23 protein-coding genes are annotated in these 25,659 nt (G+C 74.4%); 11 read left to right on the forward strand and 12 right to left on the reverse strand.

Annotated elements, in window-relative coordinates:
- Positions 1–206: 206 nt before the first annotated feature.
- Positions 207–1,262 (forward strand): hypothetical protein, encoded by a 1,056-nt coding sequence (locus MHY85_RS11130; RefSeq protein WP_239196343.1) that lies wholly within the window; start codon positions 207–209, stop codon positions 1,260–1,262.
- Positions 1,263–1,350: 88 nt separating this feature from the next.
- Here MHY85_RS11130 and MHY85_RS11135 read toward each other — a convergent pair whose 3' ends face one another.
- Positions 1,351–1,941: a TetR/AcrR family transcriptional regulator gene (locus MHY85_RS11135; RefSeq protein WP_239196307.1), complete on the reverse strand. Its 591-nt coding sequence runs from the start codon at positions 1,939–1,941 to the stop codon at positions 1,351–1,353.
- Between the two features lie 224 nt (positions 1,942–2,165).
- Here MHY85_RS11135 and MHY85_RS11140 point away from each other — a divergent pair, with 224 nt between their 5' ends.
- From MHY85_RS11140 to MHY85_RS11150, 3 genes are all read left to right on the forward strand, one after another.
- A complete protein-coding gene (locus MHY85_RS11140) occupies positions 2,166–2,735 on the forward strand; it encodes a hypothetical protein (protein WP_239196309.1) in 570 nt (189 codons plus the stop codon).
- Positions 2,732–4,195, forward strand: coding sequence for an NAD(P)/FAD-dependent oxidoreductase (locus MHY85_RS11145; RefSeq protein WP_239196311.1), 1,464 nt, complete (start codon positions 2,732–2,734; stop codon positions 4,193–4,195). The genes MHY85_RS11140 and MHY85_RS11145 overlap by 4 nt, the downstream gene beginning before the upstream one ends.
- A gap of 65 nt (positions 4,196–4,260) precedes the next feature.
- Positions 4,261–4,560: an EthD family reductase gene (locus MHY85_RS11150; RefSeq protein ID WP_239196313.1), complete on the forward strand. Its 300-nt coding sequence runs from the start codon at positions 4,261–4,263 to the stop codon at positions 4,558–4,560.
- A 71-nt stretch (positions 4,561–4,631) separates the two neighbouring features.
- Here the strand turns inward: MHY85_RS11150 and MHY85_RS11155 are convergent, their stop codons facing one another.
- From MHY85_RS11155 to dnaB, 3 genes are all read right to left on the reverse strand, one after another.
- A complete protein-coding gene (locus MHY85_RS11155; RefSeq protein WP_239196315.1) occupies positions 4,632–5,603 on the reverse strand; it encodes an NAD(P)-dependent oxidoreductase in 972 nt (323 codons plus the stop codon).
- A gap of 107 nt (positions 5,604–5,710) precedes the next feature.
- Complete coding sequence (locus MHY85_RS11160; RefSeq protein ID WP_239196317.1) at positions 5,711–6,955, reverse strand: sugar MFS transporter; 1,245 nt, start codon at positions 6,953–6,955, stop codon at positions 5,711–5,713.
- Between the two features lie 145 nt (positions 6,956–7,100).
- Positions 7,101–8,471 carry a replicative DNA helicase gene (gene dnaB / locus MHY85_RS11165; protein ID WP_239196319.1) on the reverse strand — a complete coding sequence of 457 codons (1,371 nt, stop codon included), beginning with the start codon at positions 8,469–8,471 and terminating at the stop codon, positions 7,101–7,103.
- Positions 8,472–8,814: 343 nt separating this feature from the next.
- On the opposite strand from dnaB, the gene MHY85_RS11170 reads away from it, so the two are divergent.
- Positions 8,815–10,131 carry an MATE family efflux transporter gene (locus tag MHY85_RS11170; protein ID WP_239196321.1) on the forward strand — a complete coding sequence of 439 codons (1,317 nt, stop codon included), beginning with the start codon at positions 8,815–8,817 and terminating at the stop codon, positions 10,129–10,131.
- A gap of 80 nt (positions 10,132–10,211) precedes the next feature.
- Here MHY85_RS11170 and MHY85_RS11175 read toward each other — a convergent pair whose 3' ends face one another.
- The 6 genes from MHY85_RS11175 to MHY85_RS11200 all read right to left on the reverse strand — a co-directional run bounded on the left by MHY85_RS11175 (position 10,212) and on the right by MHY85_RS11200 (position 14,993).
- The gene (locus tag MHY85_RS11175; protein WP_239196323.1) at positions 10,212–10,517 is read right to left on the reverse strand and encodes a hypothetical protein; all 306 of its coding nucleotides are present in this window, start codon (positions 10,515–10,517) and stop codon (positions 10,212–10,214) included.
- A gap of 161 nt (positions 10,518–10,678) precedes the next feature.
- Positions 10,679–11,128 (reverse strand): 50S ribosomal protein L9, encoded by a 450-nt coding sequence (rplI, locus tag MHY85_RS11180; RefSeq protein WP_239196325.1) that lies wholly within the window; start codon positions 11,126–11,128, stop codon positions 10,679–10,681.
- A gap of 14 nt (positions 11,129–11,142) precedes the next feature.
- On the reverse strand, positions 11,143–11,379 hold the full coding sequence (gene rpsR / locus MHY85_RS11185; protein ID WP_013772910.1) for a 30S ribosomal protein S18: 237 nt from the start codon (positions 11,377–11,379) through the stop codon (positions 11,143–11,145).
- 113 nt (positions 11,380–11,492) lie between these two features.
- Entirely contained in the window at positions 11,493–12,029 is a 537-nt protein-coding gene (locus tag MHY85_RS11190; protein ID WP_239196327.1) for a single-stranded DNA-binding protein, read from the reverse strand.
- A 69-nt stretch (positions 12,030–12,098) separates the two neighbouring features.
- Positions 12,099–12,392: a 30S ribosomal protein S6 gene (rpsF, locus tag MHY85_RS11195; protein ID WP_147795064.1), complete on the reverse strand. Its 294-nt coding sequence runs from the start codon at positions 12,390–12,392 to the stop codon at positions 12,099–12,101.
- 189 nt (positions 12,393–12,581) lie between these two features.
- Positions 12,582–14,993 (reverse strand): transglycosylase domain-containing protein, encoded by a 2,412-nt coding sequence (locus tag MHY85_RS11200; RefSeq protein WP_239196329.1) that lies wholly within the window; start codon positions 14,991–14,993, stop codon positions 12,582–12,584.
- 343 nt (positions 14,994–15,336) lie between these two features.
- Between MHY85_RS11200 and MHY85_RS11205 the strand changes: the two genes are divergently transcribed.
- Together MHY85_RS11205 and MHY85_RS11210 are read left to right on the forward strand one after the other, a co-directional pair.
- Positions 15,337–15,993 (forward strand): PadR family transcriptional regulator, encoded by a 657-nt coding sequence (locus tag MHY85_RS11205; protein WP_158371076.1) that lies wholly within the window; start codon positions 15,337–15,339, stop codon positions 15,991–15,993.
- The gene (locus MHY85_RS11210; RefSeq protein ID WP_239196331.1) at positions 15,990–17,084 is read left to right on the forward strand and encodes an inositol-3-phosphate synthase; all 1,095 of its coding nucleotides are present in this window, start codon (positions 15,990–15,992) and stop codon (positions 17,082–17,084) included. Before MHY85_RS11205 ends, MHY85_RS11210 begins: the two co-directional genes overlap by 4 nt.
- A gap of 216 nt (positions 17,085–17,300) precedes the next feature.
- Here the strand turns inward: MHY85_RS11210 and MHY85_RS11215 are convergent, their stop codons facing one another.
- A complete protein-coding gene (locus tag MHY85_RS11215; RefSeq protein ID WP_239196333.1) occupies positions 17,301–17,777 on the reverse strand; it encodes a hypothetical protein in 477 nt (158 codons plus the stop codon).
- A 60-nt stretch (positions 17,778–17,837) separates the two neighbouring features.
- On the opposite strand from MHY85_RS11215, the gene MHY85_RS11220 reads away from it, so the two are divergent.
- The gene (locus tag MHY85_RS11220) at positions 17,838–19,133 is read left to right on the forward strand and encodes an MFS transporter (RefSeq protein ID WP_239196335.1); all 1,296 of its coding nucleotides are present in this window, start codon (positions 17,838–17,840) and stop codon (positions 19,131–19,133) included.
- Between the two features lie 41 nt (positions 19,134–19,174).
- Here MHY85_RS11220 and MHY85_RS11225 read toward each other — a convergent pair whose 3' ends face one another.
- Positions 19,175–20,614, reverse strand: a complete 1,440-nt coding sequence (locus MHY85_RS11225; protein ID WP_374233462.1) for a CCA tRNA nucleotidyltransferase — start codon at positions 20,612–20,614, stop codon at positions 19,175–19,177.
- Positions 20,615–20,933: 319 nt separating this feature from the next.
- Here MHY85_RS11225 and MHY85_RS11230 point away from each other — a divergent pair, with 319 nt between their 5' ends.
- The 3 genes from MHY85_RS11230 to murJ are packed head-to-tail and all read left to right on the forward strand — an operon-like array spanning position 20,934 to position 25,488.
- Positions 20,934–21,482 carry an NUDIX hydrolase gene (locus MHY85_RS11230; protein WP_154727845.1) on the forward strand — a complete coding sequence of 183 codons (549 nt, stop codon included), beginning with the start codon at positions 20,934–20,936 and terminating at the stop codon, positions 21,480–21,482.
- Entirely contained in the window at positions 21,479–23,776 is a 2,298-nt protein-coding gene (locus MHY85_RS11235; protein WP_239196337.1) for a DUF6049 family protein, read from the forward strand. The genes MHY85_RS11230 and MHY85_RS11235 overlap by 4 nt, the downstream gene beginning before the upstream one ends.
- The gene (gene murJ / locus MHY85_RS11240) at positions 23,773–25,488 is read left to right on the forward strand and encodes a murein biosynthesis integral membrane protein MurJ (RefSeq protein ID WP_239196339.1); all 1,716 of its coding nucleotides are present in this window, start codon (positions 23,773–23,775) and stop codon (positions 25,486–25,488) included. The genes MHY85_RS11235 and murJ overlap by 4 nt, the downstream gene beginning before the upstream one ends.
- The last annotated feature ends 171 nt before the right edge of the window (positions 25,489–25,659 follow it).

The raw sequence follows: 25,659 nt of genomic DNA on the forward strand, positions 1-25,659 counted from the left end.
GCTCAGGCCCGTCCCGCCCCTGCTCAGCGCCGCCGACCCGGGTGCTCCACCGCGCCCCCGGGGGTGCTCCACCTCGTCCCGCCGCGGCTGTGCGAGGGCGCCGCGGACGTCGCATGGAGGCGTCACCGCGGCCGCGCGAGCGGTTCGCGACGCCCCGGTGGGGCGGACACCCCCGCGACGCCCCACCCGATCCGCGAGGAGGAACCATGTCCACCACCGCCGTGCCCGCAGCCGCCGCCGTGGCGCTGCTGCTGGCTCCCACCGCGGCGCCCCCGGTCGAGGAGCCCATCTCCGCCGACACCCCCGTCATCAGCGTCGAGGCCAACGCCCCGGCGGACGCCGTCGAGGCGGCCGACGCGCCGGCCGCGGGCGGGACGGCCGGGAGCGAGACCGTCGGGAGCGACGCCGTCGAGGCCGGGACCGAGGCCGCCGAGACCCCCACCGAGTCCGTCGAGGCCGAGGCGGTCGACACCCCCGGCGATGCCGACGAGCCCGAGGCCGTCACCCCGTCGACCCTGCCCGAGGGCCTGGTCGCCCCCGAGGACGCCGCGACGACCGGATGCGCCACCTGCGACCTGGCGGGCGGGCCGAGCGCCCAGGGCACCCCCGTGACCGACGGGTACCAGGACGACGGGTACGAGCGCCCGTTCTGGTGGCAGAGCGACGGCCTGCACTTCCGCGACCCGATCCCCGCCAACGGGTACGTGAACATCAACGTCCCCGGCGCGAGCAACCTGAGCGTCGACATCCACCGCGAGCTGATCGGCGCGACCGTCGTGCCGTGGTCCTACTTCGGCCTCGAGCCGGGCATGTGCATCGCCTGGACCGAGTCCAACGGGTACAACTACCACTTCGGCGAGGACAACTCCGGTCGTGGCGGGGTCGACGAGAAGGGCTGGGAGTACTGCGTCCCGGGCGACCCGACGGACCCGAGCAAGCCGACGGACCCGACCGAGCCGACGGACCCGAGCGACCCGACCGAGCCCGGCGACCCGACCGAGCCCGGCGAGCCGTCGGCGCCGTACGAGCCGACCCTGCCGGCGCAGCCCGCGACCCCCGCGGTCGAGGTGCCGGCCAGCACCGCGGTCCCCGCCGTGGCGACCGTTCCTGCTCACACCGTCCCGGCCGCCGCGGCGCGTGCCAGGACCCCGGCGCTCGCCGTCACGGGTGCCGGTGCGGCGGCGACCGCTCTGGTCGCCGGCCTGGCCGGCACGACCGGTGTCGCGCTGGAGGCGGTCTCGCGGCGTCGCCGGCGCCACTGAGATCCCACCGTCGGCCCGGTCCCGGGGAGCACCCCGGGGCCGGGTCGGGTTCGCTCGCCGTGCCCCGACGGCGGCGACGCGCCTGTCGCTAGCGGACGGGCGTCGACGGCGTCCGGGAGGCGGTCACCGCCCGGCTGCTGCGGAGGAACGACTCCGCGAGGTCGTCGCGGTGGTCGAGGTACCCACCCACCATCACGCCGTCCCGGAGCAGCATGAGATCGGCGGCCGCGCCGCGGGGGTCCGCCAGGTCCAGGGGCCGGACCATCTCCTCGAGGACGGCGCGGCACCGGTCCCGGTGCTCGTCGACCGTCCGGCGGACGGCGCTGGCCGCGTCCGGGTACTCGGCGGCGGCGTTGATGAACGGGCACCCGCGGAACCCCGCGCCGCACGCCACCGACGCGAGCTGCTGCGCCAGGAGCGCCAGCGCGCGGTCCGGGACGGCCCCCGCCTCGGTGATCGCGGCGCGCATGGCCCCCTCCTCCTGGTCGGCGAGGCCCCGGAGGTAGGCGACGACGAGGTCGTCCTTGGTCGCGAAGTGCCGGTAGAAGGTCACCTTCGTGGTCTGCGCGCGCTCGACCACCCGCTCGACGCTGACCGCCCGCAGGCCCTCGGCGTAGAACAGCTCGGTCGCCGCGACGAGCAGTCGCTGGCGCATCGGGTTGGGCACCTTCTCGACCACGGTCGCCTCCTGACGTGAATGACCGTTGATTCTACGTCCGCCGGCCACCGGTCCGGCGCGGTGCGGCGCGACCGGGACGTCCCCAGGGACGGGGCTTGCTCTCGGCGAGGAGATGTCTTACGTTCGAAGTAGAGTTACTAGTCATTCTACTTCGACTCCGACGAGGCGCCCGTCGCGAGCCGCGCACTTCGCACCCACGTCCTCCTCGCAGAAGGGATCAGTCCGTGCTCGCGACTGATGTCCGCACCACCGCCGGCGCCCTGCGCCGGCTCTACCTCGCCCGGTTCGGTTTCGCCGTCGCCTGGGCCGTCCTCCTCGTCCTGAGCACGACCGCCCTCGACGGCACCGGGAGGCTCGGCCCGCTCACCGGCACGCTGCTGGTGCTCTACCCGCTGGTCGACCTGGCCGCCGCCGTGGTCGACCGCCGCTCGACCCGGGACGGGCGCCCGTCGGCGCTCCTGGTCGTCAACATGCTCCTGAGCCTCGCGGCGGCGATCGGCCTCGTCGTCGCCGTCGGAACCGGACCGGGCGACGTGCTGCTGGTCTGGGGCCTCTGGGCGATCACCGCGGGTCTGGTGCAGCTGATCGTCGGCCTGAGCCGCCGCGCCCTCGGTGGCCAGTGGGCGATGATCCTGAGCGGGGGGATCTCCGTGCTGGCCGGCGGCGGCTTCCTCGCCTCGAGCGGCGCCGCCTCCTCCGTCACCGGGATCTCCGGGTACGCGGTTCTCGGCGGCATCTTCTTCCTCGTGTCGGCGCTGCGCCTGCGGGGCGTCGCGGGCGGGGTGGCTCGGTGAGCGCCGCGGAGTTCGACGTCGTCGTCATCGGCGCCGGCCCCGTCGGGGAGAACGTCGCCGACCGGGTGACCCAGGGCGGCCTCACCGCGGCCGTCGTCGAGTCCGAGCTGGTCGGCGGCGAGTGCTCCTACTGGGCCTGCATGCCGACGAAGGCCCTCCTGCGGGACGCGGCCGCCCTGCGCGCCGTGCGCCACCTCCCGGGAGCCGGCGCCGCCGTGACCGGCGAGCTGGACGTCGCCGCCGTCCTGCGCCGCCGCGACCGGTTCGCGTCGGAGTACCGGGACGACGGGCAGGTGGACTGGCTGGCCGGGGCGGGCATCACGCTCGTGCGCGGCCACGGGCGGCTCACCGGCCGGCGGACCGTCTCCGTGACCGACCCCGACGGACGCGTGTCGACGCTCTCGGCCCGCCACGCGGTCGTGCTCGCCACCGGGACGAGCCCCGCGGTGCCGCCGATCCCGGGCCTCGCGGACGCGCGCCCATGGACCAGCCGCGACGCGGCGTCGTCATCGACCGTCCCCGACCGCCTCGCCATCATCGGTGGTGGCGTGGTCGGCACGGAGATGGCGACCGCGTACCGGGCGCTCGGCGCCGCCGTCACCCTCGTCGCCCGCGACGGCGTGCTCCCGGGCGTGGAGGCCTACGCGTCGGCGGCAGTCGTCGAGGCGCTGCTGGCGTCCGGCGTGGACCTCCGGCTCGGCGGCAGCCCGGCGCGCGTCGACCGCGACGCCGGCGGCACGGTGCGCATCAGGCTCGAGGACGGCGGCCTGATCGAGGCCGACGAGGTCCTCGTCGCGACCGGCCGTGCGCCGAGGACCGGCGACCTCGGTCTGGAGCGCGTCGGACTGGCCGCGGGCAGCTGGCCCGCCGTGGACGACACGCTCCGGGTGCTCGGCGCCGACGGCGCGCTGCTGGACGACGGCTGGCTCTACGCGGCCGGCGACGTCAACCGGCGCGTGCTGCTGACGCACCAGGGCAAGTACCAGGCGCGGGCCGTCGGCGACGTCATCGTCGCGCGGGCCACCGGCGGGGCGGTGGACGCCGCACCGTGGGGCCGCCACGTGCCGACCGCGGACGACCACGCGGTCCCGCAGGTCATCTTCTCGGACCCGGAGATCGCCACGGTCGGGCTCACCGCCCGCGCGGCGGAGGCCACCGGCCGCCGGGTGCGGTCCGTCGAGTACGACCTGGGCGCCGTCGCCGGCGCCGCGCTGCACGCCGACGGCTACCGCGGCCGCGCCGGCATGGTGATCGACGAGCAGTCGCACACGCTCCTCGGCTTCACCGCCGTCGGCCCCGACGTCGGCGAGCTGCTGCACGCGGCGACGATCGCCGTCGCCGCCGAGGTGCCGCTGCACCGGCTCTGGCACGCAGTCCCCGCGTACCCGACGATGAGCGAGATCTGGCTCCGTCTGCTCGAGGCCGCCGGGCGCGACACCGCCACCCGGCAGCCGGCCTGAACCGCACGACCTCCCGGGCGCACGAGCGCCCGGGAGCCGCACCGCGATCACACCCAGGAGACGACATGCCCACCAAGATCACCATCATCATCGACAACCCCGCCGATCCGGCCGCGTTCGAGCCGGTGTACGCGGACGTCCGGCGCGCCGCTGCCACCCTCCCCGGACTGGAGCGGCTGGAGTCGGCGAAGGTCTGGCCGAAGGAGGACGGGACCGCCACGCCCGCCTACCGGACCCTCGACCTCTACTTCGCGAGCTACGAGGACGCCAGCGCCGCGGTCACGACGCCGGCTGCCCAGCAGGTCTTCGGCGGGCTCATCGGCAGCGGGGTGACGATCACCGGCCTGTTCTCGGACATCGAGTAGCAGGCAGGGCGCAGGTGGCGCCGCCGGTCCGGACCTGGCCGACCGGGTCCGGGCCGGCGGCGTCCGCGCGCTCAGACCACCATCGGCGCCGCCACCTCGACGCTCCCCCGGTCCACCAGCCACCGCACGGCGTCGAGCACCGTCTCCCCGGCGGTGTACCGCGGCCGGTAGCCGAGCAGCCGCTCCGCCTTCTCGATCGTGAACACGTGGCTGCGGACCAGGTGCTCCCAGCTCTGCTCGCCGTGCTCGGGGCTCACGGTGGCCCGGAACGCGTCCCAGGTCACCGGCTCCAGCGTCGCGGCCCGCCCGAACCACGAGGCGGCCAGCTCGGCGTAGCCGCGGACCGTCAACGCGTCCGCCGCCGTCACGAAGAAGTCCTGTCCCGCAGCAGCCTGCCGGTGCGCGACGGCGCGCTCGAACGCCTGGGCCACGTCGTCGGCGTGCACGTGGGCCATCGCCTCCGCGCCGATCCCGGGCACGCGCAGCGGTTCCCCCGCCGACAGGGTCCACCACACCGCGGGATCGAGATTGCCCGTCGGGCCGATCGGCGCCCACCCGGGCCCGCTGATGTGGCCGGGGTGCAGCGACGTGGTGACCAGGCCGCCGGCGGCCGTCTCCGCGGCGAGCATCCGCGCGATCGCGTCCTTCTGGACGCCGTACTCGCCCAGCGGCGCAGTCGCGGTGCGCTCCGACACCGGCAGCGTGCGGCTCGGCCCGGACCGCCAGATGGACCCGCAGAACACCAGCTGGCCGACCTGCCCGCGCAGGCGCTCGACCAGCCGGGTCGCCGACTCCAGGGTGAAGCACACCAGGTCGATCACGACGTCCGGGCGGAGCGCCAGCACCCGGTCGGGGAACGTCCCGGCGCGGTCCTCCTGCTCCCGGTCGGCGACGACCCGCTCGACCTGCCGCCACTCCGGCGCGTCGACGTACGGCCGGGACGTCCCGCGGCTGACCGTGACCACCTCGTGGCCGGCCCGCACCAGGCGGGGGACGAGGAACGAGCCGATGTGGCCGCTGCCCCCGATGACGACGACGCGCATGCTGCTCCTCCGCTCGGACGACCCTGCCGACGGTAGGCGCCGGCGCCGGGGCGCGCAGAGCGGGGCCGCGCGGCCGCCGGGCGGCGACCTGCGGCTGGTCGCCCGGCTCAGGACCCCGCGGCGACCGGGTCGACCGGTGCCCGGCGCCCGACGAGCCGGTTGAGCCGCTCGGACATGACCAGCCCGAGCACGACCAGCACCCCCAGGAACAGCGGGAAGATCCACATCCCCGTCCAGGCGGCGAGCACGCCGAACAGCGGCGGCGCGAGGGTCGAGCCGGTGTACGCCGCCGCCATCTGGATGCCGATGATGGCCTGCGAGCTGCGCCGGCCGAAGCTGACCGGCGTGGAGTGGATGATCGCCGGGTAGATCGGGGCGCACCCGAGGCCCGTGACCACGAGCCCGATCAGGACGAGCAGGTCGCCCTGCAGCGGGACCGCGATCATGCCGACGCCGAGGGCGACCGTCAGGAAGCCGCCCCGGATCAGCTGGCGGTCGCCGACCCGGTCGGCGAAGAACCCGGCGAGGAACCGGCCCCCGGTGATGCCCAGCAGGAACAGCGACGCGAACGCGGCCGCCGTCGCCGGGGCGACGCCGCGGTCGGCGACGAGGAACGTCGACGCCCACAGGATCGAGGTGCTCTCGAGCGCGCAGTAGGCGAAGAACGCGACCAGGATCAGCACCACGCCCGGGATCCGCAGCGCGTGCGCGAGCGGGACGTGGCCACCGCCCCGGGGGTCCGCCCCGGTCTCGCCACCCGGGGCGTCGTCGCCCGCGCCGGAGGGTCCGGACGGGACGCGCGGGTTCACCCTGCCCCACAGCGGCAGGCTCACGACCAAAGCGATCGTGAGCACGACCTGGACGACGCCGACGATCCGGTAGGCGCTGGACCACCCGAGGCCGGAGGTCAGGGCGTAGCTCATGATGAACGGGCTGATCGACGCGCCCAGGCCCCAGAAGCTGTGCAGCCAGTTCATGTGCCGCGCGGCGTAGTGCAGCGCCACGTAGTTGTTCAGCGCGGCGTCGACGGCACCGGCGCCGAGCCCGTACGGGACGGCCCACAGGCAGAGCATCCAGAACGAGCCGGAGACCGAGAACCCGACCAGCGCGGCGGCGGTCATCCCCACGCTGACCGCCGTGACGACGCCGGCGCCGAACCGGCGCGTGACGCGCTCCGACCCGAGGCTGGACAGGATCGTGCCACCGGCGATGATCATCGTCACGATGCCGGCGGAGGCCTCCGGGACGCCGAGGTCCCGGTGCATGACCGGCCAGCCGGCCCCGATGAGGGAGTCGGGGAGCCCGAGGCTGACGAAGGCGACGTAGATGACCGCCAGGAGGAGCGAGTACACGGTGGGGAGGTCTCCGGGTTCGGTGGCGCGTGGTCGGGCTGAGGGGTACGAACGTACAACCTATGTGTACGCCTGTACACAACCCGCGCCGACCGCGTCCCTCCCGCTCCGTGCGCTCGACGTCGCGGCAGCCGACGGTCCGTTGTCAGGCCTGCATGTCCACGAACCGCGAGTAGTGCCCCTGGAACGCCACGGTGATCACGTCGGTCGGGCCGTTGCGGTGCTTGGCCACGATCAGGTCCGCCTCGCCCGCGCGCGGGGACTCCCGCTCGTAGGCGTCCTCGCGGTGCAGGAGGATCACCATGTCGGCGTCCTGCTCGATGGACCCGGACTCACGCAGGTCGGACATCGCGGGCTTCTTGTCGGTGCGCTGCTCCGGGCCACGGTTCAGCTGCGACAGGGCGATGACGGGGACCTCGAGCTCCTTGGCGAGCAGCTTGAGCGCACGCGAGAACTCGGAGACCTCCTGCTGGCGGGACTCGACGCGCTTGCCGGACGACATCAGCTGCAGGTAGTCGATGATCACGAGCTTGAGGTCGTGCTTCTGCTTGAGCCGCCGGCACTTCGCGCGGATCTCCATGAGCGACATGTTGGGCGAGTCGTCGATGAACAGCGGGGCCTCGGTGAGCTTGCCCTGGATCTGCGCGAGCTTCTGCCAGTCGTCGTCGCCCATGGTGCCGTTGCGCATCTTCTGCAGGGGCACGCGCGCCTCGGCGGACAGCAGGCGCATGGTGATCTCGGAGCGGCTCATCTCGAGCGAGAAGACGACCGACGCCTGCTGGTGCTTGATCGACGCGGCGCGCGCGAAGTCGAGCGCGAGGGTCGACTTGCCGATGGCGGGCCGGGCGGCGATGACGATCATCTGGCCGGGGTGCAGGCCGTTGGTCAGCCGGTCGAGGTCGGCGAACCCGGTCGGCACGCCGACCATGCCCTCGCCGCGGTGGCCGGCGGACTCGATCTCGTCCAGGGTGCCGGCGACGACCTCACCGAGGCGGTGGTAGTCCTCGGTGGTGCGGCGGTCGCTGACCGCGTACACCTCGGCCTGGGCGTTGTTGACGATCTCCTCGACGTCGCCGCCGTCGGTCGCGTAGCCGAGCTGGACGATGCGGGTGCCGGCCTCGACCAGGCGGCGCAGCACGGCGCGCTCCCGGACGATGCGGGCGTAGTACCCGGCGTTCGCCGCGGTGGGCACCATGGAGATGAGGGTGTGCAGGTAGGGCACCCCGCCGACGCGGCCGATCTCGCCGCGCTTGGTGAGCTCGTCCGCGACGGTGACGGCGTCGGCGGGCTCGCCGCGGCCGTACAGGTCGAGGATCGCGTCGTAGATCGCCTCGTGGGCCGGGCGGTAGAAGTCGCTGCCGCGGATCTCCTCGACGACGTCCGCGATGGCGTCCTTCGAGATCATCATGCCGCCGAGCACGCTCTGCTCGGCGTCGAGGTCCTGCGGCGGGGTCCGGTCGAACGCCGCGCGGCCCTGCCCCGCGGGGGCTCCGTACTCGAGCTCCTCGATCGTCACGCTGCTGCCCGCCCCACCTTCGCTCGTCCCCCGGCGACTGCCGTCGAACACCCGTTCTAGCACCGCCCACCCACACGTCCGGGGAGGGCGGGCGACCGTGTCCGGTGCGCGCGCCGACGCGAGGCTAGGGCCCGCGGGGACCGTCCGTCGAGCGAGACGTCCACAGGGGGTGGGGACGACGTTGTGGAAGGCTGTGGACGCACGCCGCGAGATGTCCACAGGTCGTGGACACAGGTGTGGATGAAGCCGGGCACGCCTCTGAGCAGGGCGTTCTCACCGGCGCAAACACCGTGAACCCATGTGGACGGAGAAGTTGTTGGCCGCCATTTCACGCCTCGGACAGATGCCGTCCACCGTCGACCGCCAGATCCTCGGTCTCGCGGTGCCCGCGCTCGGCGCGCTGGTCGCCGAGCCGCTGTTCGTGCTGGTGGACTCGGCGATCGTCGGGCGGCTCGGCACCACGGAGCTCGCCGGGCTCTCGCTCGCCTCGACCCTCCTGGTGACCGTCGTCGGCCTGTGCGTGTTCCTCGCGTACGCCACGACGGCGGTGGTCGCCCGGCGGCTGGGGGCCGGTGACCGGTCGGGAGCGCTCCAGGTCGGCGTGGACGGCCTGTGGCTCGCGGCCGGGCTCGGCGTGCTGCTGGCGGCGGTCGCGGTGCTCGTCGCCCCGTGGGCCGTCGGCGCGCTCGGCGCGACGGGCGAGGTGGCGGACCAGGCGGTGCTCTACCTGCGGGCGTCGGCGCCCGGCCTGCCGGGGATGCTGGTCGTGCTGGCGGCCACGGGCGCTCTGCGAGGCCTGCAGAACACGAAGACCCCTCTGGTGGTCGCCGGTGTCGGTGCCGCCGTCAACGCGGTGCTCAACCTCGTGCTCGTCTACGGCCTGCACCTCGGCATCGCCGGCTCGGGCGCGGGCACCGCCGCGACGCAGGTGGGCATGGGGGTCGTGCTGACGGTGGTCGTCGTGCGCGGTGCGCGGGCCGCCGGGGCGTCGCTGCGGCCCGCGCCGGGCGGCATCCTCGCGGGCGTCCGGACCGGCACCCCGCTGCTGCTCCGCACGCTCTCGCTGCGCGCGGCGATCCTGCTGACCGTGTGGGTCGCCACGGGGCTCGGACCGGTCGCGCTGGCGGGCCACCAGGTCGTCAACGCGATCTGGGGCTTCGTGGCCTTCGCGCTGGACGCCCTGGCGATCGCGGCGCAGGCGCTCATCGGCCACGCCCTCGGTGCCGGGGACACCGGGCTGGTGCGCGCGCTGCTCCGCCGCACGCTGGCCTGGGGCGTCGGCGCCGGCGCGGTGCTCGGCGTCGTCACCGGCGGTCTCGGGTGGTGGCTGTCCGCCCTGTTCACGTCGGACCCCGACGTGCGGCACGCGGTGACCCTGAGCCTGGCGGTCGCCGCGGTGCTCATGCCGATGGCCGGCTGGGTGTTCGTGCTGGACGGGGTGCTGATCGGGGCCGGCGACGGCCGGTTCCTCGCCGCGGCGGGCATGGTGACGCTCGTGGTCTACGCGCCGTTCGCGCTGGCGGTGCGCGCCTGGGCGCCCGACGGCTGGGCGGGGCTGGCGTGGCTGTGGGCGGCGTTCGCCGGGGTGTTCATGCTCTCGCGCGCGGTCACGACGGGCCTGCGCGCCCGTCGGGACACCTGGATGGTCACCGGGGCCTGAGGGTTCCGACCGGGCGCTGCCAGGGGTCGGGGCGCGCGACGGCCGGCGCCGCGGGACCGCCGGGCAGGCCGCGGCCGAGATCAGGCCCGCGGCGGCCCGTCGTCGTCCGCCGAGGGCGCGCGCGGCGGCGCCTCCTGGTCGGCCGTCTCGTCGGAGCTGCCCTGCATCGCGAGGACGAGGAACACCACGCCGACCGGGAAGAACGCGAACGCCGCGTACCGCATCGAGTCGTTGAGCAGCCCGGACAGGCCGAGCACGAGGAACACGATCCCGATGGGCAGGTAGGCGGCTCGGCCGCCGGCCGGGTCCTCCGCCGGCTCCCGCGGGGGCACGGACCCGGGACCGCCCGGCTCGTCCGGCGGGGCGGGTGCGCGCTCGTCCGACATGCCTCGACGGTAGGCCGACCCGGGACCCGGGCGCCTCGGCCGTGCGACGGATCTCCGGCACGTCACGCGCGAGGCGCACCGGGCCGCCCGCACCCCCGGAGACGACCGCGCCCCCGTCCCGGGGATCGGGACGGGGGCGCGGTGCGCGCTGGCGCGTGGCGTCAGGCCGCGACGACCTTGACGGTCAGCTTCGCGGAGACCTCCGGGTGCAGGCGGACCTGCACCGCGTACTCGCCGGTCGCCTTGATCGGCTGCGCGACCTCGATCTTGCGGCGGTCGATCGACGGGCCGCCGGCGGCCTTGACGGCCTCGGCGATCTCGGCGGTCGTGACCGCACCGAACAGGCGGCCGGCGTCGCCGGACTTCGCCGCGACGGTGACCGGGTTGCCCTGCAGCGAGTCGCGCACGGCGCGCGCCTCGTCGAGGGTCGCGATCTCGCGGGTCTTGCGAGCACGGCGGATCGCCGTGATCTCCTTCTCCGCGCCCTTGCTCCACGCGGTCGCGAGACCACGCGGGACGAGGTAGTTGCGGGCGTACCCGTCCTTGACGTCGACGACGTCGCCGGGAGCGCCGAGGCCCGTGACCTCGTGGGTCAGGATGAGCTTGGCCATCTTGTTGCTCCTTCTCAGCGAGCCGACGACGAGTACGGCAGGAGCGCCATCTCGCGGGCGTTCTTCACGGCCCGCGCGATCGCGCGCTGCTCCTGGACGGACACGCCGGTCACGCGGCGGGCGCGGATCTTCCCGCGGTCGGAGATGAACTTCCGCAGCAGGGCGGTGTCCTTGTAGTCGACCGACTCGATCTTCGCCGCCTTGAGCGGGTTCTGCTTCTTCTTGGGCTTCCGGACAACGGCCTTGGCCATCGTGGTGCTCCTTGTTCTACGTACGGAGCCCGGGGCGTTGCCATGCCCCGGGATGGGATGTTCGTGATGGCGCGCGTCGCGCCGGTGCCGACCTGGCGGTCAGCGGTGCTCGATCAGAACGGGGGCTCGTCGGAGTAGCCGCCCGCGCCGCCGCCGCCCGCGGGCGTGGCCCACGGGTCGTCCTGCTGCGCGGACTGGCCGCCGCCGTTGAACCCGCCACCGCCGCCACCGCCGTTGAAGCCGCCGCCACCGCCGCCGCCGAACCCACCGCCGCCTCCACCGGACCGCTGGGTCCGGGTGACCTTGGCCGAGGCGTAGCGGAGCGAGGGGCCGACCTCGTCGACCTGCAGCTCGTAGACGGTGCGCTTCTCGCCCTCACGGGTCTCGTAGGACCGCTGGACGAGGCGGCCGCTGACGATCACGCGGGTGCCCTTGGTGAGCGACTCGGCGACGTTCTCCGCCGCCTCCCGCCAGATCGAGCAGCGGAGGAACAGCGTGTCGCCGTCCTTCCACTCGTTGCTCTGGCGGTCGAACGTGCGCGGCGTGGACGCCACGGTGAAGTTCGCGACCGCGGCGCCGGACGGCGTGAACCGCAGCTCCGGGTCGGCGGTCAGGTTCCCGATCACCGTGATGGTGGTGTCACCAGCCATGCCTGCTCCTCGTTCTCGTCGATGCTCGTCGAAGGGGTGTCCCGCACGGTACGCGCGCGGTCTGACGCGTCAGGACTCCTTGCGGAGGACCTTCGTGCGCAGGACGACCTCGTTCAGGCCCAGCTGACGGTCCAGCTCCTTGGCGGTGTCCGACGTCGAGGAGAAGTCGACGACGGCGTAGATGCCCTCGGACTTCTTCTTGATGTCGTACGCCAGGCGGCGACGGCCCCAGATGTCCACGTTGTCGACGGAGCCGCCGTCGGTCTTGACGACCGACAGGTACTTGTCGAGCGACGGGGCGACGGTGCGCTCGTCGATGCTGGGGTCGAGGATGATCATGATCTCGTACTGACGCAGGCTCATACCCACCTCCTCTGGTCTCGGCGGCCACGGTCGTTCCGTGGCAGGAGGGTGTCGTTGCGTCGCTGCCCCCGGGCCCGTGGTGTCGATGGCGACGGTCGGGTGGGCACAGCAGCGCACCAGTCTACCCGGTCGGACGACCCCGCGGGGCCGCCCGACCGCGTGGACGGTGCGGGTCCGGGTGCCTGCGGCTCAGCCGCCGGTGCCCGGGGCGGGGTTGGCCTGGTTGTTGCCGCCCTGCCCGTTGTTGCCGGCCTGGCCGGCGCCCTGGGTCGGCTGCTGCGTCGGCTGGGGCTGCGGCTGCGGCCCCTTCGACACCCGCAGGGTCACGGTGGACCCGGGGGGCACCTGCGATCCCTCGCCGGGGCTCGCGCCGAGGACGGTGCCGGCGGCCGCCGCGTTGAACTCCTCGACGACCGAGGGCACGAGGCCCGCGTTCTGCAGCGCGGCCTGGGCGTCGCCGGAGAGCTGCCCGGTGAGCCCGGACGGCACCGCGACCGTCGTCGGCTGCTCCGGCTCCGGCGCCTGGGTCTCGACGGGGGCCTGCGTGGTGGGCGTGGACGTCGGCGCCGCGGCGCGGTTCACGTTGGCGCGCTCGGGGAAGTCGACCACCGGGGCGTACTTCTCGACCTGGAAGACCTTGCCCATGTAGTCGGCCCAGACCGCGGCTGGCCAGGTCGCGCCCGTGATGCCGCGGTCGTTGATCGTCAGCGACCGGCCGGACGCGTCCTCACCCCACGGGGTGATCGTGACGGGGTCGCTGCCGTTGTCGCCGACCTGGCTGAGGGACACCGCGGTGGCGATCTGCGGGGTGAAGCCCACGAACCACGCCGACTTGTTGTCGTTCGAGGTGCCGGTCTTGCCGGCGATCGGGCGGTCGAGCGGGTTGACGTAGGCCCGGCCGGAGCCCTTCTCGACCACCTGGGTCATCGCGTAGGTGGTGTCGGCCATCACGTCGGCCTCGAACTGCTGGACCGGCTGCGTCTGGCCGGAGTAGGCCACGTCGCCGTCGGGGTAGGTGGCCTGCGCGACCATGTACGGCTTGTGGTAGACGCCCTGGGCGGCGATCGTCGCGTACGCCGAGGCCATGTCGAGCGTGGTGACCGCGTCGGTGCCGAGCACGTTCGACGGCTGGCTGTTGACGGGCGACTTCACGCCGGCGCGCTGGGCGACCTCGGCGGTCTTCTCCGGGCCGACCTCGAGGTTCAGCTGGGCGTACACGGTGTTCACGGACTGCTCGGTCGCCTTGACCAGGTCGATGGTGCCGAAGTCCTCGAAGCCGAAGTTGTTGACCTTCCAGTCCCCGAACTCCTGCGGGGAGTACCCCGGGTAGGACTTCGTGAGCGGGACGCCGTTCTCCAGCCCGGCGATCAGCGTGAACGGCTTGAACGTCGAGCCGGCCTGCTGGGTGCCGCGGGTGGCGCGGTTGACCTGGTCCGCCAGGAAGTCGCGACCGCCGTACATCGACACGATGCCGCCCGTCGCGGGGTCGATCGAGACCACGCCGACCTTGAGGTTGGGCGAGGGGATCTCGCCGTTGGCGTGCTCGTACATGTCGTCGTCCTGGTCGAGCAGCTTGACCACCGAGTCGACCGCGTCCTGCTGGACCTGCGGCTCGATCGTCGTGGTGATCTTGAGGCCGCGCCGCTCGAGCATGTCCTCGGTGATGGTCCCGGTCGCGACGAGCTCCTGCTTCACGTAGTTCAGCAGGTAGCCGTTCGTGCCGCCGAGCCGGTCGCTCTGGGTGTACTCGATCGTCGGCGGGAACGTCTGGGCGTCCCGGTCGGCCTGGGTCAGGTAGCCGTCCCGGACCATGCCGTCGAGCACGCCGTTCCAGCGCTGCTCGGCCTTGTCCGGGCTGACCGCCGGGTCCCAGTTGCCGGGCGACGGGATGATGCCGGACAGCAGCGCGGCCTCGGAGACGGACAGCTCGGCGGCGGGCTTGCCGAAGTACGCCTGGGCGGCGGCCTCGATGCCGTACGCGCCGCGGCCGAAGTAGATCGTGTTGAGGTACCGGCCGAGGATCTGCTCCTTGGTCTCGGACTGCGCGATCTTGATCGCCAGCAGGGCCTCCTTGGCCTTGCCGACGTAGCTGACCGTGGTCTCGCCGACGTAGTAGCGCTCGACGTACTGCTGGGTCAGCGTCGAGCCGCCCTGCGTCGCCCCGCCCCGGACGTTGTTCCAGAACGCGCGCGCCATGCCGGTGATCGAGACGCCGGAGTTCTCGAAGAACGTCCGGTCCTCGGAGGACACCACGGCCTCGCCGACGTGGGCGGGCAGCGTCTCGTAGTCCACGAGGGTGCGGTTCGGACCGGGGTACGTCCCGATCTCCGTGGTGCCGTCGGCGAAGTAGACGGTGGACGCCTGCTCCTCCGCGAACTCGTCGGGGGCCGGCACGTCGGTGAGCGCGTACGCCGCGACCGCGAGCCCCAGGCACAGGAAGACGAAGCCGGTGACGGCGCCGACGACGAACCGCCACGACGGCAGCCAGCGGTGCAGACCGCGGTAGCCCCGCCGGGGGTAGTCGATGATCCGCCGCCGTCCGCCGGACGCGGCGGCACCGCGAGCGGCGGCCGCCGAGGACCGTCGGTTCGAGCCTGCCAAGGCACTGCCTTCCTGTGGACTGCTGGGGGGAGGGCCGGGGGCAGGGAGCCGTCCGGGCCCGGATCAGTATGCGCGAGCGTCCGTGGCCCGCCCGCGGGCGGGCGACCCCTCCCGGCGACCTCCACACGATCGCCACGAGGCCCCCCGCCCGGCTTCCCGGCCCGATGAGCATCCTGGCAGCCGCACCCCCCGCGAGCACGTGACCTGCGCGACGAACCGCCGGGGACCGCGCGCGCCACGCCGGTCGACGCCCGGGTGTTGCCCGGATCACCCGGTTCGTCCTACCCTCCCCGATGTATCAACTCGATACATCGCGATGCGGACAGCCGGAAGGGAGGCCACGGTGCGCGGACGTTCGGACGTGCTCGAGTCGGCCATCCTCGGCCTGCTCCACGACTCCCCGATGCACGGGTACGAGCTGCGCAAGCGGCTCAACCTGCTGCTCGGCTCGTTCCGCGCGCTGTCGTACGGCTCGCTGTACCCGGCGCTCAAGTCGCTGGTCGCGCGCGGCCTCATCGCGGGGTCCGACCCGCAGCAGGCCCCCGCGCACGGCCTCGCCGGCAAGCGCGCCCGGATCGTCTACCAGCTGACCGCGGAGGGCAAGGAGCAGTTCCAGCACGTGCTGGCGTCCTCCGGGCCCGCCGCCTGGGAGGACGAGAACTTCGGCTTCCGGTTCGCGTTCTTCGGGCAGACCGACGCCGAGACCCGGCTGCGGATCCTCGAGGGCCGGCGCACCCGGATGACCGAGCGGCTGGAGCTGATCAAGGACTCCGTGTCCCGCACCCGCGTCCGCATGGACGAGTACACCCTCGAGCTCCAGCGCCACGGGCTCGAGCAGGTCGAGCGCGAGGTCCGCTGGCTCGACGACCTCATCGACCACGAGCGCAGCAACCGCGGCGCCCGTCCCCGGGGTGCCGGCCGGCCGGCCGACCCCCGCACGAACGCTGTCGAGGATGACTCCATCGTCGCGGCACAACCCCCTCAGAAGGAGCGAGGATGACCGCCATCCGCGTTGCGATCGCGGGCGTGGGCAACTGCGCCTCGTCGCTTGTCCAGGGCGTGCACTACTACGCCGACGCCGACCCGAGCACCAAGGTCCCGGGCCTCATGCACGTGCAGTTCGGCGACTACCACGTCTCCGACCTGGAGTTCGTCCTGGCGTTCGACGTCGACGCCAAGAAGGTCGGCTTCGACCTGTCGGAGGCGATCGTCGCGTCCGAGAACAACACCATCAAGATCGCCGACGTCCCCCCGCTCGGCGTGACCGTCCAGCGCGGCCCGACCCTCGACGGCATCGGCAAGTACTACGCGCAGACGATCGAGGTGTCCGACGCGGAGCCGGTCGACGTCGTCCAGGCGCTCAAGGACGCGAAGGTGGACGTCCTCGTCTCCTACCTGCCGGTGGGCTCCGAGGAGGCCGACAAGTTCTACGCCCAGGCCGCGATCGACGCGGGCGTGGCCTTCGTCAACGCGCTCCCGGTGTTCATCGCCTCCGACCCCGAGTGGGCGGCGAAGTTCGAGGCGGCCGGCGTGCCGATCGTCGGCGACGACATCAAGTCCCAGGTCGGCGCGACCATCACGCACCGCGTGCTCGCCCGCCTGTTCGAGGACCGCGGCGTCATCCTGGACCGCACGTACCAGCTGAACGTCGGCGGCAACATGGACTTCAAGAACATGCTCGAGCGCGAGCGCCTGGAGTCCAAGAAGATCTCGAAGACGCAGGCCGTCACCTCGAACCTCGAGGACGGCCCGCTGGCCGGCAAGAAGGACGACCGCAACGTCCACATCGGCCCGTCGGACTACGTCGCCTGGCTCGACGACCGCAAGTGGGCCTACGTCCGCCTCGAGGGTCGCGCGTTCGGCGAGGTGCCCCTGAACCTCGAGTACAAGCTCGAGGTCTGGGACTCCCCGAACTCGGCCGGCATCATCATCGACGCCGTCCGCGCCGCGAAGATCGCGCTGGACCGCGGCGTCGGCGGCCCGATCCTGTCGGCGTCGACCTACTTCATGAAGTCCCCGCCGGTCCAGCACGAGGACCAGCACGGCCGGGAGCTCGTGGAGAAGTTCATCCGCGGCGAGATCGAGCGCTGATCCGGAGTGCAGCGGAGGGTGGGGCGCGAGCGCAGCGAGTGACCCGCCCGTAGCGGAACGCAGGATCAGCGCGACCGCAGGATCGAGCGCTGATCCCGAACGCAGGATCAGCGCGACCGCAGGATCGAGCGCTGATCCTCCAGGACGGCGCGCTGCTCGCAGGGTGACCACGCGGAAGGGCCCGGCACCACACGGTGCCGGGCCCTTCCGCGTGCCTCAGCCCCCCGCGATCTCCGCGCGCAGCTGGTCGAGCAGCGTCGCGAGCCCGTCCGCGAGCGCCTCGGCCTGCGCCCGGGTCGCGGTGGCGGACACCGTCCACACCCGGTCGGGGCCGCCGTCCCCGACCGGGACCGCCACGAACTCCTGCACCTGCGTCATCGGCACCGCCCCGCCGTCGACGGTCGTGGTGAAGTGCACCTCCTGCGCGACGGCGGCGTCGCCGCGCTGCTCGCGGCGCGCCACCACGACGTCCTGCTCGGTCGCCTCGATCGCCCGGACCGCCTCGGCGCCGAGCGCCACCACGAGGCCGGGGTCCGCCGACCGCTGGACCCCCACCGTGACGTTGGCGGTGAAGCCGGCGTCCGGCGTCTCGTGCGCCGCCGCGAACGCGATGCCCGGCGTGCCGAGCGTCTCCGGCGGGATGAGGTGCCAGCCCTCCGGCAGCGGGGCGGCGTCCTGGGGGTCGGTGGTCATGCGTCTCCTCGGTTCCGGGGGTCCGCCGAGTGTAGGCGGGGGCACCGCTAGCCTGTCGGGGTGCAGGTGGTCTCCGATCTGAAGCAGCTGTGGCCCCTGGTGGACTTCCGGCGGCTGCTCACGGTCCGCCTGGTCAGCCAGTGCTCGGACGGCCTGTTCCAGGCTGGCCTGGCCACGCTCTTCTTCTTCTCGCCGGAGAACGCTACGACCGCCACCGGCGTCGCCGCCGCGTTCGCCGTGCTGCTGCTGCCGTTCACGGTGGTCGGGCCGTGGGCGGGAGTCCTGCTCGACCGCTGGCGCCGGCGGCAGGTGCTGCTGGTGGGCAACCTGGTCCGCGCCGGGCTGACGATCGTCGTCGCGCTCGTCATGGCGACGGCCGGCGTCGGGCCCGCCGTGTACGTCCTGGCGCTGGCGACGCTGTCGGTCAACCGCTTCCTGCTGTCGGCCCTGTCGGCCTCCCAACCGCGCGTCGTGGCCGGTCCACTGCTGCTCACCGCGAACTCGATCACCCCGACGCTCGGGACCGTGTCCTCCGGGGTCGGCTGGGGTATCGGGTTCCTGCTGAGCCTCGCGCTGCCCGACGGCGGGACCCAGGACGTCGCCTCGCTCCTGGCCGCGGCCGTGCTGATGACCGTCGCGTCGCTCCTGGCCACGCGGCTCGGCAAGGACCGGCTGGGGCCCGACGTCCGGGCCGACGCCGCCGAGCTCCGCCAGGCCCTCGGGACGCTGGCCCGCGGCCTCGTCGACGGCGCCCGCTACCTGGTGCGCCGCGGCACCCCCGCCCGCGCGCTCGGGGTGATGGCGGTGCACCGGTTCCTCTACGGGGCCGTGTTCATCGCGAGCCTGCTCATCTCCCGCAACCTGCTCTCCGACCCCGCCGACGCGCGCGCCGGCCTGGTCACCTTCGGCACGGTGGCGGCGGTCACCGGCGTCGGGTTCGCGCTGGCCATCGTCGTGACGCCGGTGGTGTCGCCGCTCATCGGGCCGCACGGCTGGATCACGGTCTGCCTGCTCCTCGCGGCGGCGACCCAGGTGCTGCTCGTCTTCACGGTCGCCTACCCGGCGGTCCTCGCGGGGTCGCTGGTCCTGGGCCTGGCGGCGCAGGGCGCGAAGATCGCCGTCGACACGATCGTGCAGCGCGACACGGCCGACGCGTTCCGCGGCCGCGCCTTCGCGCTCTACGACGTGCTGTTCAACGCGGCGTTCGTGGGCGCGGCGGCGCTGGCCGCGGTGGCGCTGCCGGACACCGGGTGGTCCCCCGCCGTGTTCGCGCTGATCGCCGCGGGCTACCTGGCGACCGCGCTGGTCTACCGCACCCGCGCCACGGAGCCCGCCGAGGTCCCGGTCCCCGCCTGACCCCGCTCGCGCCCCGTCCCGCGCACGCGCACGGGCGCGCGTCAGCCCTGGCGGGTCGCCCACCAGGACGCGAGCTCCGCGCGGGCGCGCTCCTCCCCCAGCGGACCGTGCTCCATGCGCAGCTCGAGCAGGTGCTTGTACGCCTCGCCCACCTCGCGGCCGGGCGCGATGCCGAGAGCCGCCATGATCTGCGTGCCGTCGAGGTCGGGCCGGATCGACGCCAGCTCCTCCGCCTCCGCGAGCCGCGCGATCCGCTCCTCCAGGTCGTCGTACGCCTCGGACAGCCGGCGGGCCTTGCGCACGTTCCGGGTGGTGCAGTCGGACCGGGTCAGCCGGTGCAGCCGCTCCAGCAGCGGGCCGGCGTCGGTGACGTACCGGCGGACCGCCGAGTCCGTCCAGGTGCCCTCGCCGTACCCGTGGAACCGCAGGTGCAGCTCGGTCAGCCGCGCGACGGCCTGGACCGTCGCCTTGTCGAAGTGCAGGGCCCGCAGCCGCTTGGCGACGAGCTTGGCGCCCACGACCTCGTGGTGGTGGAACGAGACGCCGCCGCCCGACTCGAACCGGCGGGTCGCGGGCTTGCCGATGTCGTGCAGCAGCGCCGCCAGCCGCAGCACGAGGTCCGGCCCGGGCACGGCGCCGTCGGGACCCGTCTCCAGCGCGATGGCCTTGTCGAGCACCGTCAGCGAGTGCTCGTAGACGTCCTTGTGCCGGTGGTGCTCGTCGATCTCGAGCCGCAGGGCGGGCAGCTCGGGCAGCACCTGCTGCGCCAGGCCGGTGTCGACGAGCACGCGCAGACCCGGTCGAGGCTGCCGGGACAGCAGCAGCTTGACCAGCTCGTCACGCACCCGCTCGGCCGACACGATCGCCACCCGGTCCGCCATGTCCGTCGCGGCCGCGAGCGTCGCCGGTTCCACGTGGAACCCGAGCTGCGCGGCGAACCGGGCGGCCCGCATCATGCGCAGCGGGTCGTCGTCGAACGACTGGCGCGGGTCGACCGGGGTGCGCAGGACCCCGCGCGCCAGGTCCCGCAGGCCGTCGAACGGGTCGACGAAGGTGAGGTCCGGGAGCCGGATGGCCATGGAGTTCACGGTGAAGTCGCGGCGGGACAGGTCGCCCTCGAGCGAGTCGCCAAACGCCACCTCGGGCTTGCGGGAGGACGGGTCGTACGCGTCGGTCCGGTAGGTGGTCACCTCGACCACGACGTCCTCGGTGCCCCGGCGCCCGTGCCGCCGCGCGCCGATGGTGCCGAACGCCCGTCCGATGTCCCAGTGCGCGTCGCCCCACGCGGCGAGGATCCGCTCGGTCTCGTCGGGTGTGGCGGACGTCGTGAAGTCGAGGTCGGCGCTCGGCCGGCCGAGGAAGGCGTCGCGCACCGGCCCGCCGACCAGGGCCAGCTCGTGGCCGGCCGCGCGGAACAGGTCGCCGAGCTCGAGGGCCGCGGGGGCCAGCCCCGCGATCACGCCGAGCGCGCGCTTCTGCAGGGCGAGCAGCGCCTCGGCGTCGACGCCGGTCCCCGCGCCCACGGGCGCGGGCGCGCCCGCCGCGCCCGGGGACTCGTCGGGCGCGGTACGGGGGCTCAGGTCGTCGGACGGCACGACGACCAAGCCTGCCAGATCGGCGCGGCACCCCGCCCCGTCGGGGGTCCCGGTGCCGGGTCCCCGCCCCCGCGCGCACCGCCGCCCGACGGTCCCGCGGCGGTCGCGCCGCGGTCCCGCAGCGGCTCCGCCGCCGCTCGGCACGCACAGGTCCTCCACGCCGAGTCCGTCCGGGGGCCGTGACGGAGTCGTTACAGTGGCCTGCATGCCCGAGCCCGCGCGCGCCCTGCCCCCGCAGGGCGTCCCCGCGCCGCCGGGCGGTCACGCGCTGCGGATCGACCCCCGCGCGACCCGGCCGCGGCACCCGCACCTGCCCGTCGTGGAGGAGACCTCCGCGGGCGGCCTCGTGGTGCGCCTGGACGCCGGGCTGCACGTCGCCGCCGTGATCGCGCGCCGCAACCGGGCCGGCCGGCTCGAGTGGTGCCTGCCCAAGGGGCACCTGGAGGGCGAGGAGACGCCGGAGCAGGCCGCCGTCCGCGAGATCGCCGAGGAGACGGGCATCGTCGGCCGCATCGTGCGGCGCCTCGGGGTCATCGACTACTGGTTCACCGGGGACGACCGACGCGTGCACAAGATGGTGCACCACTATCTCCTCGGGGCGGTCGGCGGCGAGCTGACCGTCGAGGGTGATCCGGACGGCGAGGCGGAGGACGTGGCGTGGGTACCGGTGGTGGACCTGCCGGGGCGGCTCGCGTACCCCAACGAGCGACGACTGGCCGAGGCCGCCCACGTGGTCCTCGTCGGCGAGGCATGAGGCTGCGCGGCACGGCGGGGCGCGCACGGGCGGTCACGGCGGCGGTCCTGGCCGCCTGCGTGGTCGCGCTCTCGGGGGCGCCCGCGCTCGGCGCCGCGCCGGCCACCCCGCTCCCCGCCGCCGGGCCCGCCGCCGCGGCCCCCGTCGTCCCGGCCGCCCCGTCCACCGACGACCTGCCGGTCTCCGTCGCGATCACCGCGGTCGCGCCCCAGGTTCTCCGGCCCGGCGACGACCTGACGGTCACGGCGACGCTGCGCAACGACGGCGACGAGGTCGTCGAGTCCCCGCGCGCGTCCGTCCGCGTCTACCGCTACCGGATGTCCACCCGCGAGCAGGTGGCCGCGTGGGCCGACGCCGGCGACGCCAGCCCCATCGGGGACGTCGCAGCGACGACCGAGCTGGACGCGCCGCTCGAGCCCGGTGCGAGCGCCACCGTCCAGGTGACGGTGCCCGCGGCGGACATCGGGCTGCTGCGCACCGACGACGCCTGGGGCCCGCGAGGCCTCACCCTCGACGTCGGCGACGGCCGCACCCGGGTGGGGCTCGACCGCTCCTACCTGATCTGGAACTCCGCGACCGACCTGCCGACCGCGCAGGTCGGCGTGCTCTCCGCGGTGGTCGGGCCCGCGACCGACCCGTCGCTCGACGACGAGGGCGCCGACGGCACGGCCGACGGCGCCGCGCCCACCCCGACGCCGACCCCGACCGGGGGCGAGGGCGCCACGGGCAGCGGCGACGACGGCGCGGGTACCGACGACCGGCTCGCGGCGCTCACCGCCGCGGGCGGGCGGCTCAGCAAGCTGCTCCAGGCGACCGGGGAGCACCCGTTCGTCTCCTGGGCGGTCGACCCGGCGCTGGTGGACAGCGCCGCCACCGGCTCGCGAGCGGACCAGGCGTGGCTGTCCGCGCTGACCGGCGCCGCCGCGGACCGCGAGGTGCTGCGCCTGCCCTGGGCCGACCCCGACCTGGCCGCGGTCGCGCACGCCGGCGCCGCGGACGGGACGGCCGACCTGCTCGCGCTGGCCCGTGGCGTCACGTCGCAGGCCGGTGCGGACCTGTGGGCGGACGCCGATCCCGTGCTCTGGACCGCGGACGACGTGCCGGACCTGGTCACCGCGGCCCGCGCCGCGCAGTCCGACCCCGGCACGCCGCTGGTGGTCGGACCGGACGCCATGCCGGCCGAGGACTCCGAGCAGCCCGGCTCGCCCACGACGGTCGGCACCACGGCCGGCTCCGTCACCGCGCTGGTCCCGGACCCGACGCTCTCGGAGCTGCTGTCCGACCCCGCGACCTCCCAGCCCGGCGTCACCGCGGCCACGGCGGCGCAGCGGGTGCTCGCCGAGACGGCCGTGCTCGCGCGGTCCGACGACGCGCGCAGCACGTACGTCCTCGCCACGACACCGCGTGACTGGCAGCCCTCGGCGGCGGTCACCCAGGCGCAGCTCGCCGCCCTCGGGTCGGCACCCTGGGTCGAGACCACCACGGTCGCCGAGATGCTCACCGCGCACGCGGCGGGCCGCGCGGACGGGGACGGGGCCGAGCGCGCCGCGCTGCCGGCGTCGCAGCGCTCGGACGCCGAGCTGACGCCCGCGTGGGTGAACGCGCTCGCGGCCCAGTGGCGGTCCGCGAGCGAGTTCGCCGCCGTGGTCCCCGACCCGGCCGCGCTGCTGACGGGCCTGGACGCCGACCTCGTGGCGCCCCTGGCCGTCGCCTGGCGCGCGGACCCGGACGGCCGCGCGGCCGCCATCAACGACGCGATCGCCGAGTCCCAGCGCCGGCAGTCCGGGCTCGAGGTGGTGCTCAACGAGCAGTTCACCGTCATCTCCAGCTCCGCGCAGATCAGCGTCGCCGTGCGCAGCAGGCTCGACCAGCCGGCCCGGGTCCGGGTCGAGCTCCGCCCGCAGAAGGCCTGCCTGGACACCGCGCGCTCGCCCGTGACCGAGGTCGCGCCGAACGCCGACACCACGGTGACGATGACCCTGCGCGCGAGCGCGAACTGCGACGTGACGGTCGACGTCTCCCTCGTGTCCGAGACCGGGCGCCAGCTCGCCACGCCGCAGGAGTTCTCCGCGCGGGTGGCCCCGACGATCGAGAGCGTCGGCGGCGTCGTCGTCGGCGTGCTGCTGGCGCTGGCCCTCGCGTTCGGCATCTGGCGCACCGTGCGCCGCGGGCAGACCGCCCGCCGCGGCGCACGGGTCGTCCGGGACGCCGACGGCACCGCCGGTGGCGACCCCGAGCCGTCGCCCGCGGCCCGCCCGGGCGACGCACCACCCTCACGACAGGACCACCCATGACCTCCCCCGCCCCCGACGCGGGCGCACCGGACCCGGACGGCACCGCCGCGGGCGCGACGGCCGGCGCCGGCACGGACGCCGGGCCGGGCGCGCCGGCCGGCGCCACCGCCACCCGCACCCCGGGCCTGCGCCGCTCCTCGCTCGTCATGGCGTCCGGCACGGCCGCCTCCCGCGTGCTCGGCGTCGTCAACACGGCCCTGCTGGGCTGGGCGATCGGGGTCACCGGCGAGGTGGCGAACGCGTTCTCCGTCGCCAACAAGCTGCCGAACACGCTCTACCTGCTGATCGCGGGCGGCGTGCTGAACGCGGTGCTGGTGCCGCAGGTGGTCCGCGCGTACCAGCGCGCCGACGGGCAGCACTACGTCGACCGGCTGCTCACCGTGGGCATCGTGCTGCTCGGCGGGCTCACCGTCGTGCTCACCGCCGCCGCGCCGCTGTTCGTCGCGTTCTACTCCTCGTTCCCGGACCCGGAGGTCACCCGGTTCGCGACCGCGCTCGCGTTCTGGTGCATCCCCCAGGTGTTCTTCTACGGGCTGTACTCCCTGCTGGGGCAGGTGCTCAACGCCCGCGGCTCGTTCGGCCCGTACATGTGGGCGCCCGTCGTCAACAACGTCGTGTTCATCGCCGGGCTGCTGCTGCTGGCCCAGGTGTTCGGCCGCAGCACCGACGGCGCCGAGGTCGGCGACTGGACGGCCGGCCAGACCGCGCTGCTCGGCGGCGCCGCCACGCTGGGGATCGTGGTGCAGGCGCTCGTGCTGCTGGTACCGCTGTACCGCAGCGGGTTCCGGTACCGACCCCGGTGGGGGCTGCGCGGCTCCGGCCTGGGCAACGCGGGCCGGGTGGCGACGTGGACGTTCCTCGGGCTGCTCGTCGGCCAGGTCGGCGTCTGGCGGATCAGCGTGGTCGCGAGCTCGGTCGCGACGCCGGGCGCCGCGGGCAACGCGGTCTACGACCGCGCGTTCCTCATCTTCATGCTGCCGCACTCCCTGGTCACGGTGTCGCTCGCGACCGCGCTGTTCACCCGGCTGTCCGGCCGGGCCGCGGCCGGCGACACCGCGGCCGTCCGGTCCGACCTGTCGCTGGGCCTGCGCACGGTCGGCGTGTTCACCGTGCTCGCCACGACGGGCATCGCGGTGCTCGCGTACCCGCTGGGCCGGGCGCTGTTCCCCCGGACGCCGGACCAGCAGGTCCACGCGCTCGCGACCACCGTGGTCGCGCTCGTGCTCGGCCTCGTCGCCTTCGGCATCTGGTCGCTCTGCCAGCGCGTGTACTACGCCTACGAGGACGCCCGGTCCATGGTGCCCGTGCAGGTGCTCATGGCCGCCGTGGTCGTCGGCGGCACGGAGCTCGGGCGCGCCACCCTCGACGACCGGTACTGGGTCGCCGCCGCCTGCCTCTCCATGGCGGTGTCCTACGCCGTCGGCGCCGGCGTCGCGCTGGTGTCCGTGCACCGGCGGCTCGGCGGCTTCGACGGGCGCCGCGTCCTGGTCCTGCACGCCAAGGCGGCGGCCGGCGGGGTGCTCGCGGCCGGCGCCGGCCTCGGCGTGCTCGCGCTGCTCGGACCCGTGGACACCTGGGGGCGGGCCGTGCTCGCCTGCGTCCTCGGCGCCGTCGTGATGTCGGGCGTCTACGTCGGCGTGCTGGTGCTGCTCCGCGTGCACGAGCTGCGCACGCTCGCCGCCCCGGTGCTGCGCCGGATCGGGCGCTCGTGACCGCCGGGGCACGGGCCCTCACCGGGGCCCGGAGCCGGGCGCGCACCGGACGCGGGGAGCCCCTGCCCGTCTAGCATGGCAAGGAGCCTCGGCCCCCGGCGGCCGGGCTCGACGCACACCGACGACCGGACGGAGGACGAGTGGTGCAGGCCCGCCCCGGCGACCCCGGAC

Source organism: Cellulomonas sp. ACRRI, from assembly GCF_022346185.1.
In the GTDB taxonomy this organism is placed as follows: domain Bacteria; phylum Actinomycetota; class Actinomycetes; order Actinomycetales; family Cellulomonadaceae; genus Cellulomonas.

What these genes read in the sequence shown, in the direction of transcription:
- MHY85_RS11130 (WP_239196343.1), top strand. Translation starts at nt 207, where the DNA reads ATGTCCACCACCGCCGTGCCCGCAGCCGCCGCCGTGGCGCTGCTGCTG.
- MHY85_RS11150 (WP_239196313.1), top strand. Translation starts at nt 4,261, where the DNA reads ATGCCCACCAAGATCACCATCATCATCGACAACCCCGCCGATCCGGCC.
- MHY85_RS11155 (WP_239196315.1), bottom strand. Translation starts at nt 5,603, where the DNA reads ATGCGCGTCGTCGTCATCGGGGGCAGCGGCCACATCGGCTCGTTCCTC.
- MHY85_RS11170 (WP_239196321.1), top strand. Translation starts at nt 8,815, where the DNA reads ATGCCGTCCACCGTCGACCGCCAGATCCTCGGTCTCGCGGTGCCCGCG.
- MHY85_RS11175 (WP_239196323.1), bottom strand. Translation starts at nt 10,517, where the DNA reads ATGTCGGACGAGCGCGCACCCGCCCCGCCGGACGAGCCGGGCGGTCCC.
- rplI (WP_239196325.1), bottom strand. Translation starts at nt 11,128, where the DNA reads ATGGCCAAGCTCATCCTGACCCACGAGGTCACGGGCCTCGGCGCTCCC.
- rpsR (WP_013772910.1), bottom strand. Translation starts at nt 11,379, where the DNA reads ATGGCCAAGGCCGTTGTCCGGAAGCCCAAGAAGAAGCAGAACCCGCTC.
- MHY85_RS11190 (WP_239196327.1), bottom strand. Translation starts at nt 12,029, where the DNA reads ATGGCTGGTGACACCACCATCACGGTGATCGGGAACCTGACCGCCGAC.
- rpsF (WP_147795064.1), bottom strand. Translation starts at nt 12,392, where the DNA reads ATGAGCCTGCGTCAGTACGAGATCATGATCATCCTCGACCCCAGCATC.
- MHY85_RS11210 (WP_239196331.1), top strand. Translation starts at nt 15,990, where the DNA reads ATGACCGCCATCCGCGTTGCGATCGCGGGCGTGGGCAACTGCGCCTCG.
- MHY85_RS11215 (WP_239196333.1), bottom strand. Translation starts at nt 17,777, where the DNA reads ATGACCACCGACCCCCAGGACGCCGCCCCGCTGCCGGAGGGCTGGCAC.
- MHY85_RS11230 (WP_154727845.1), top strand. Translation starts at nt 20,934, where the DNA reads ATGCCCGAGCCCGCGCGCGCCCTGCCCCCGCAGGGCGTCCCCGCGCCG.
- MHY85_RS11235 (WP_239196337.1), top strand. Translation starts at nt 21,479, where the DNA reads ATGAGGCTGCGCGGCACGGCGGGGCGCGCACGGGCGGTCACGGCGGCG.
- murJ (WP_239196339.1), top strand. Translation starts at nt 23,773, where the DNA reads ATGACCTCCCCCGCCCCCGACGCGGGCGCACCGGACCCGGACGGCACC.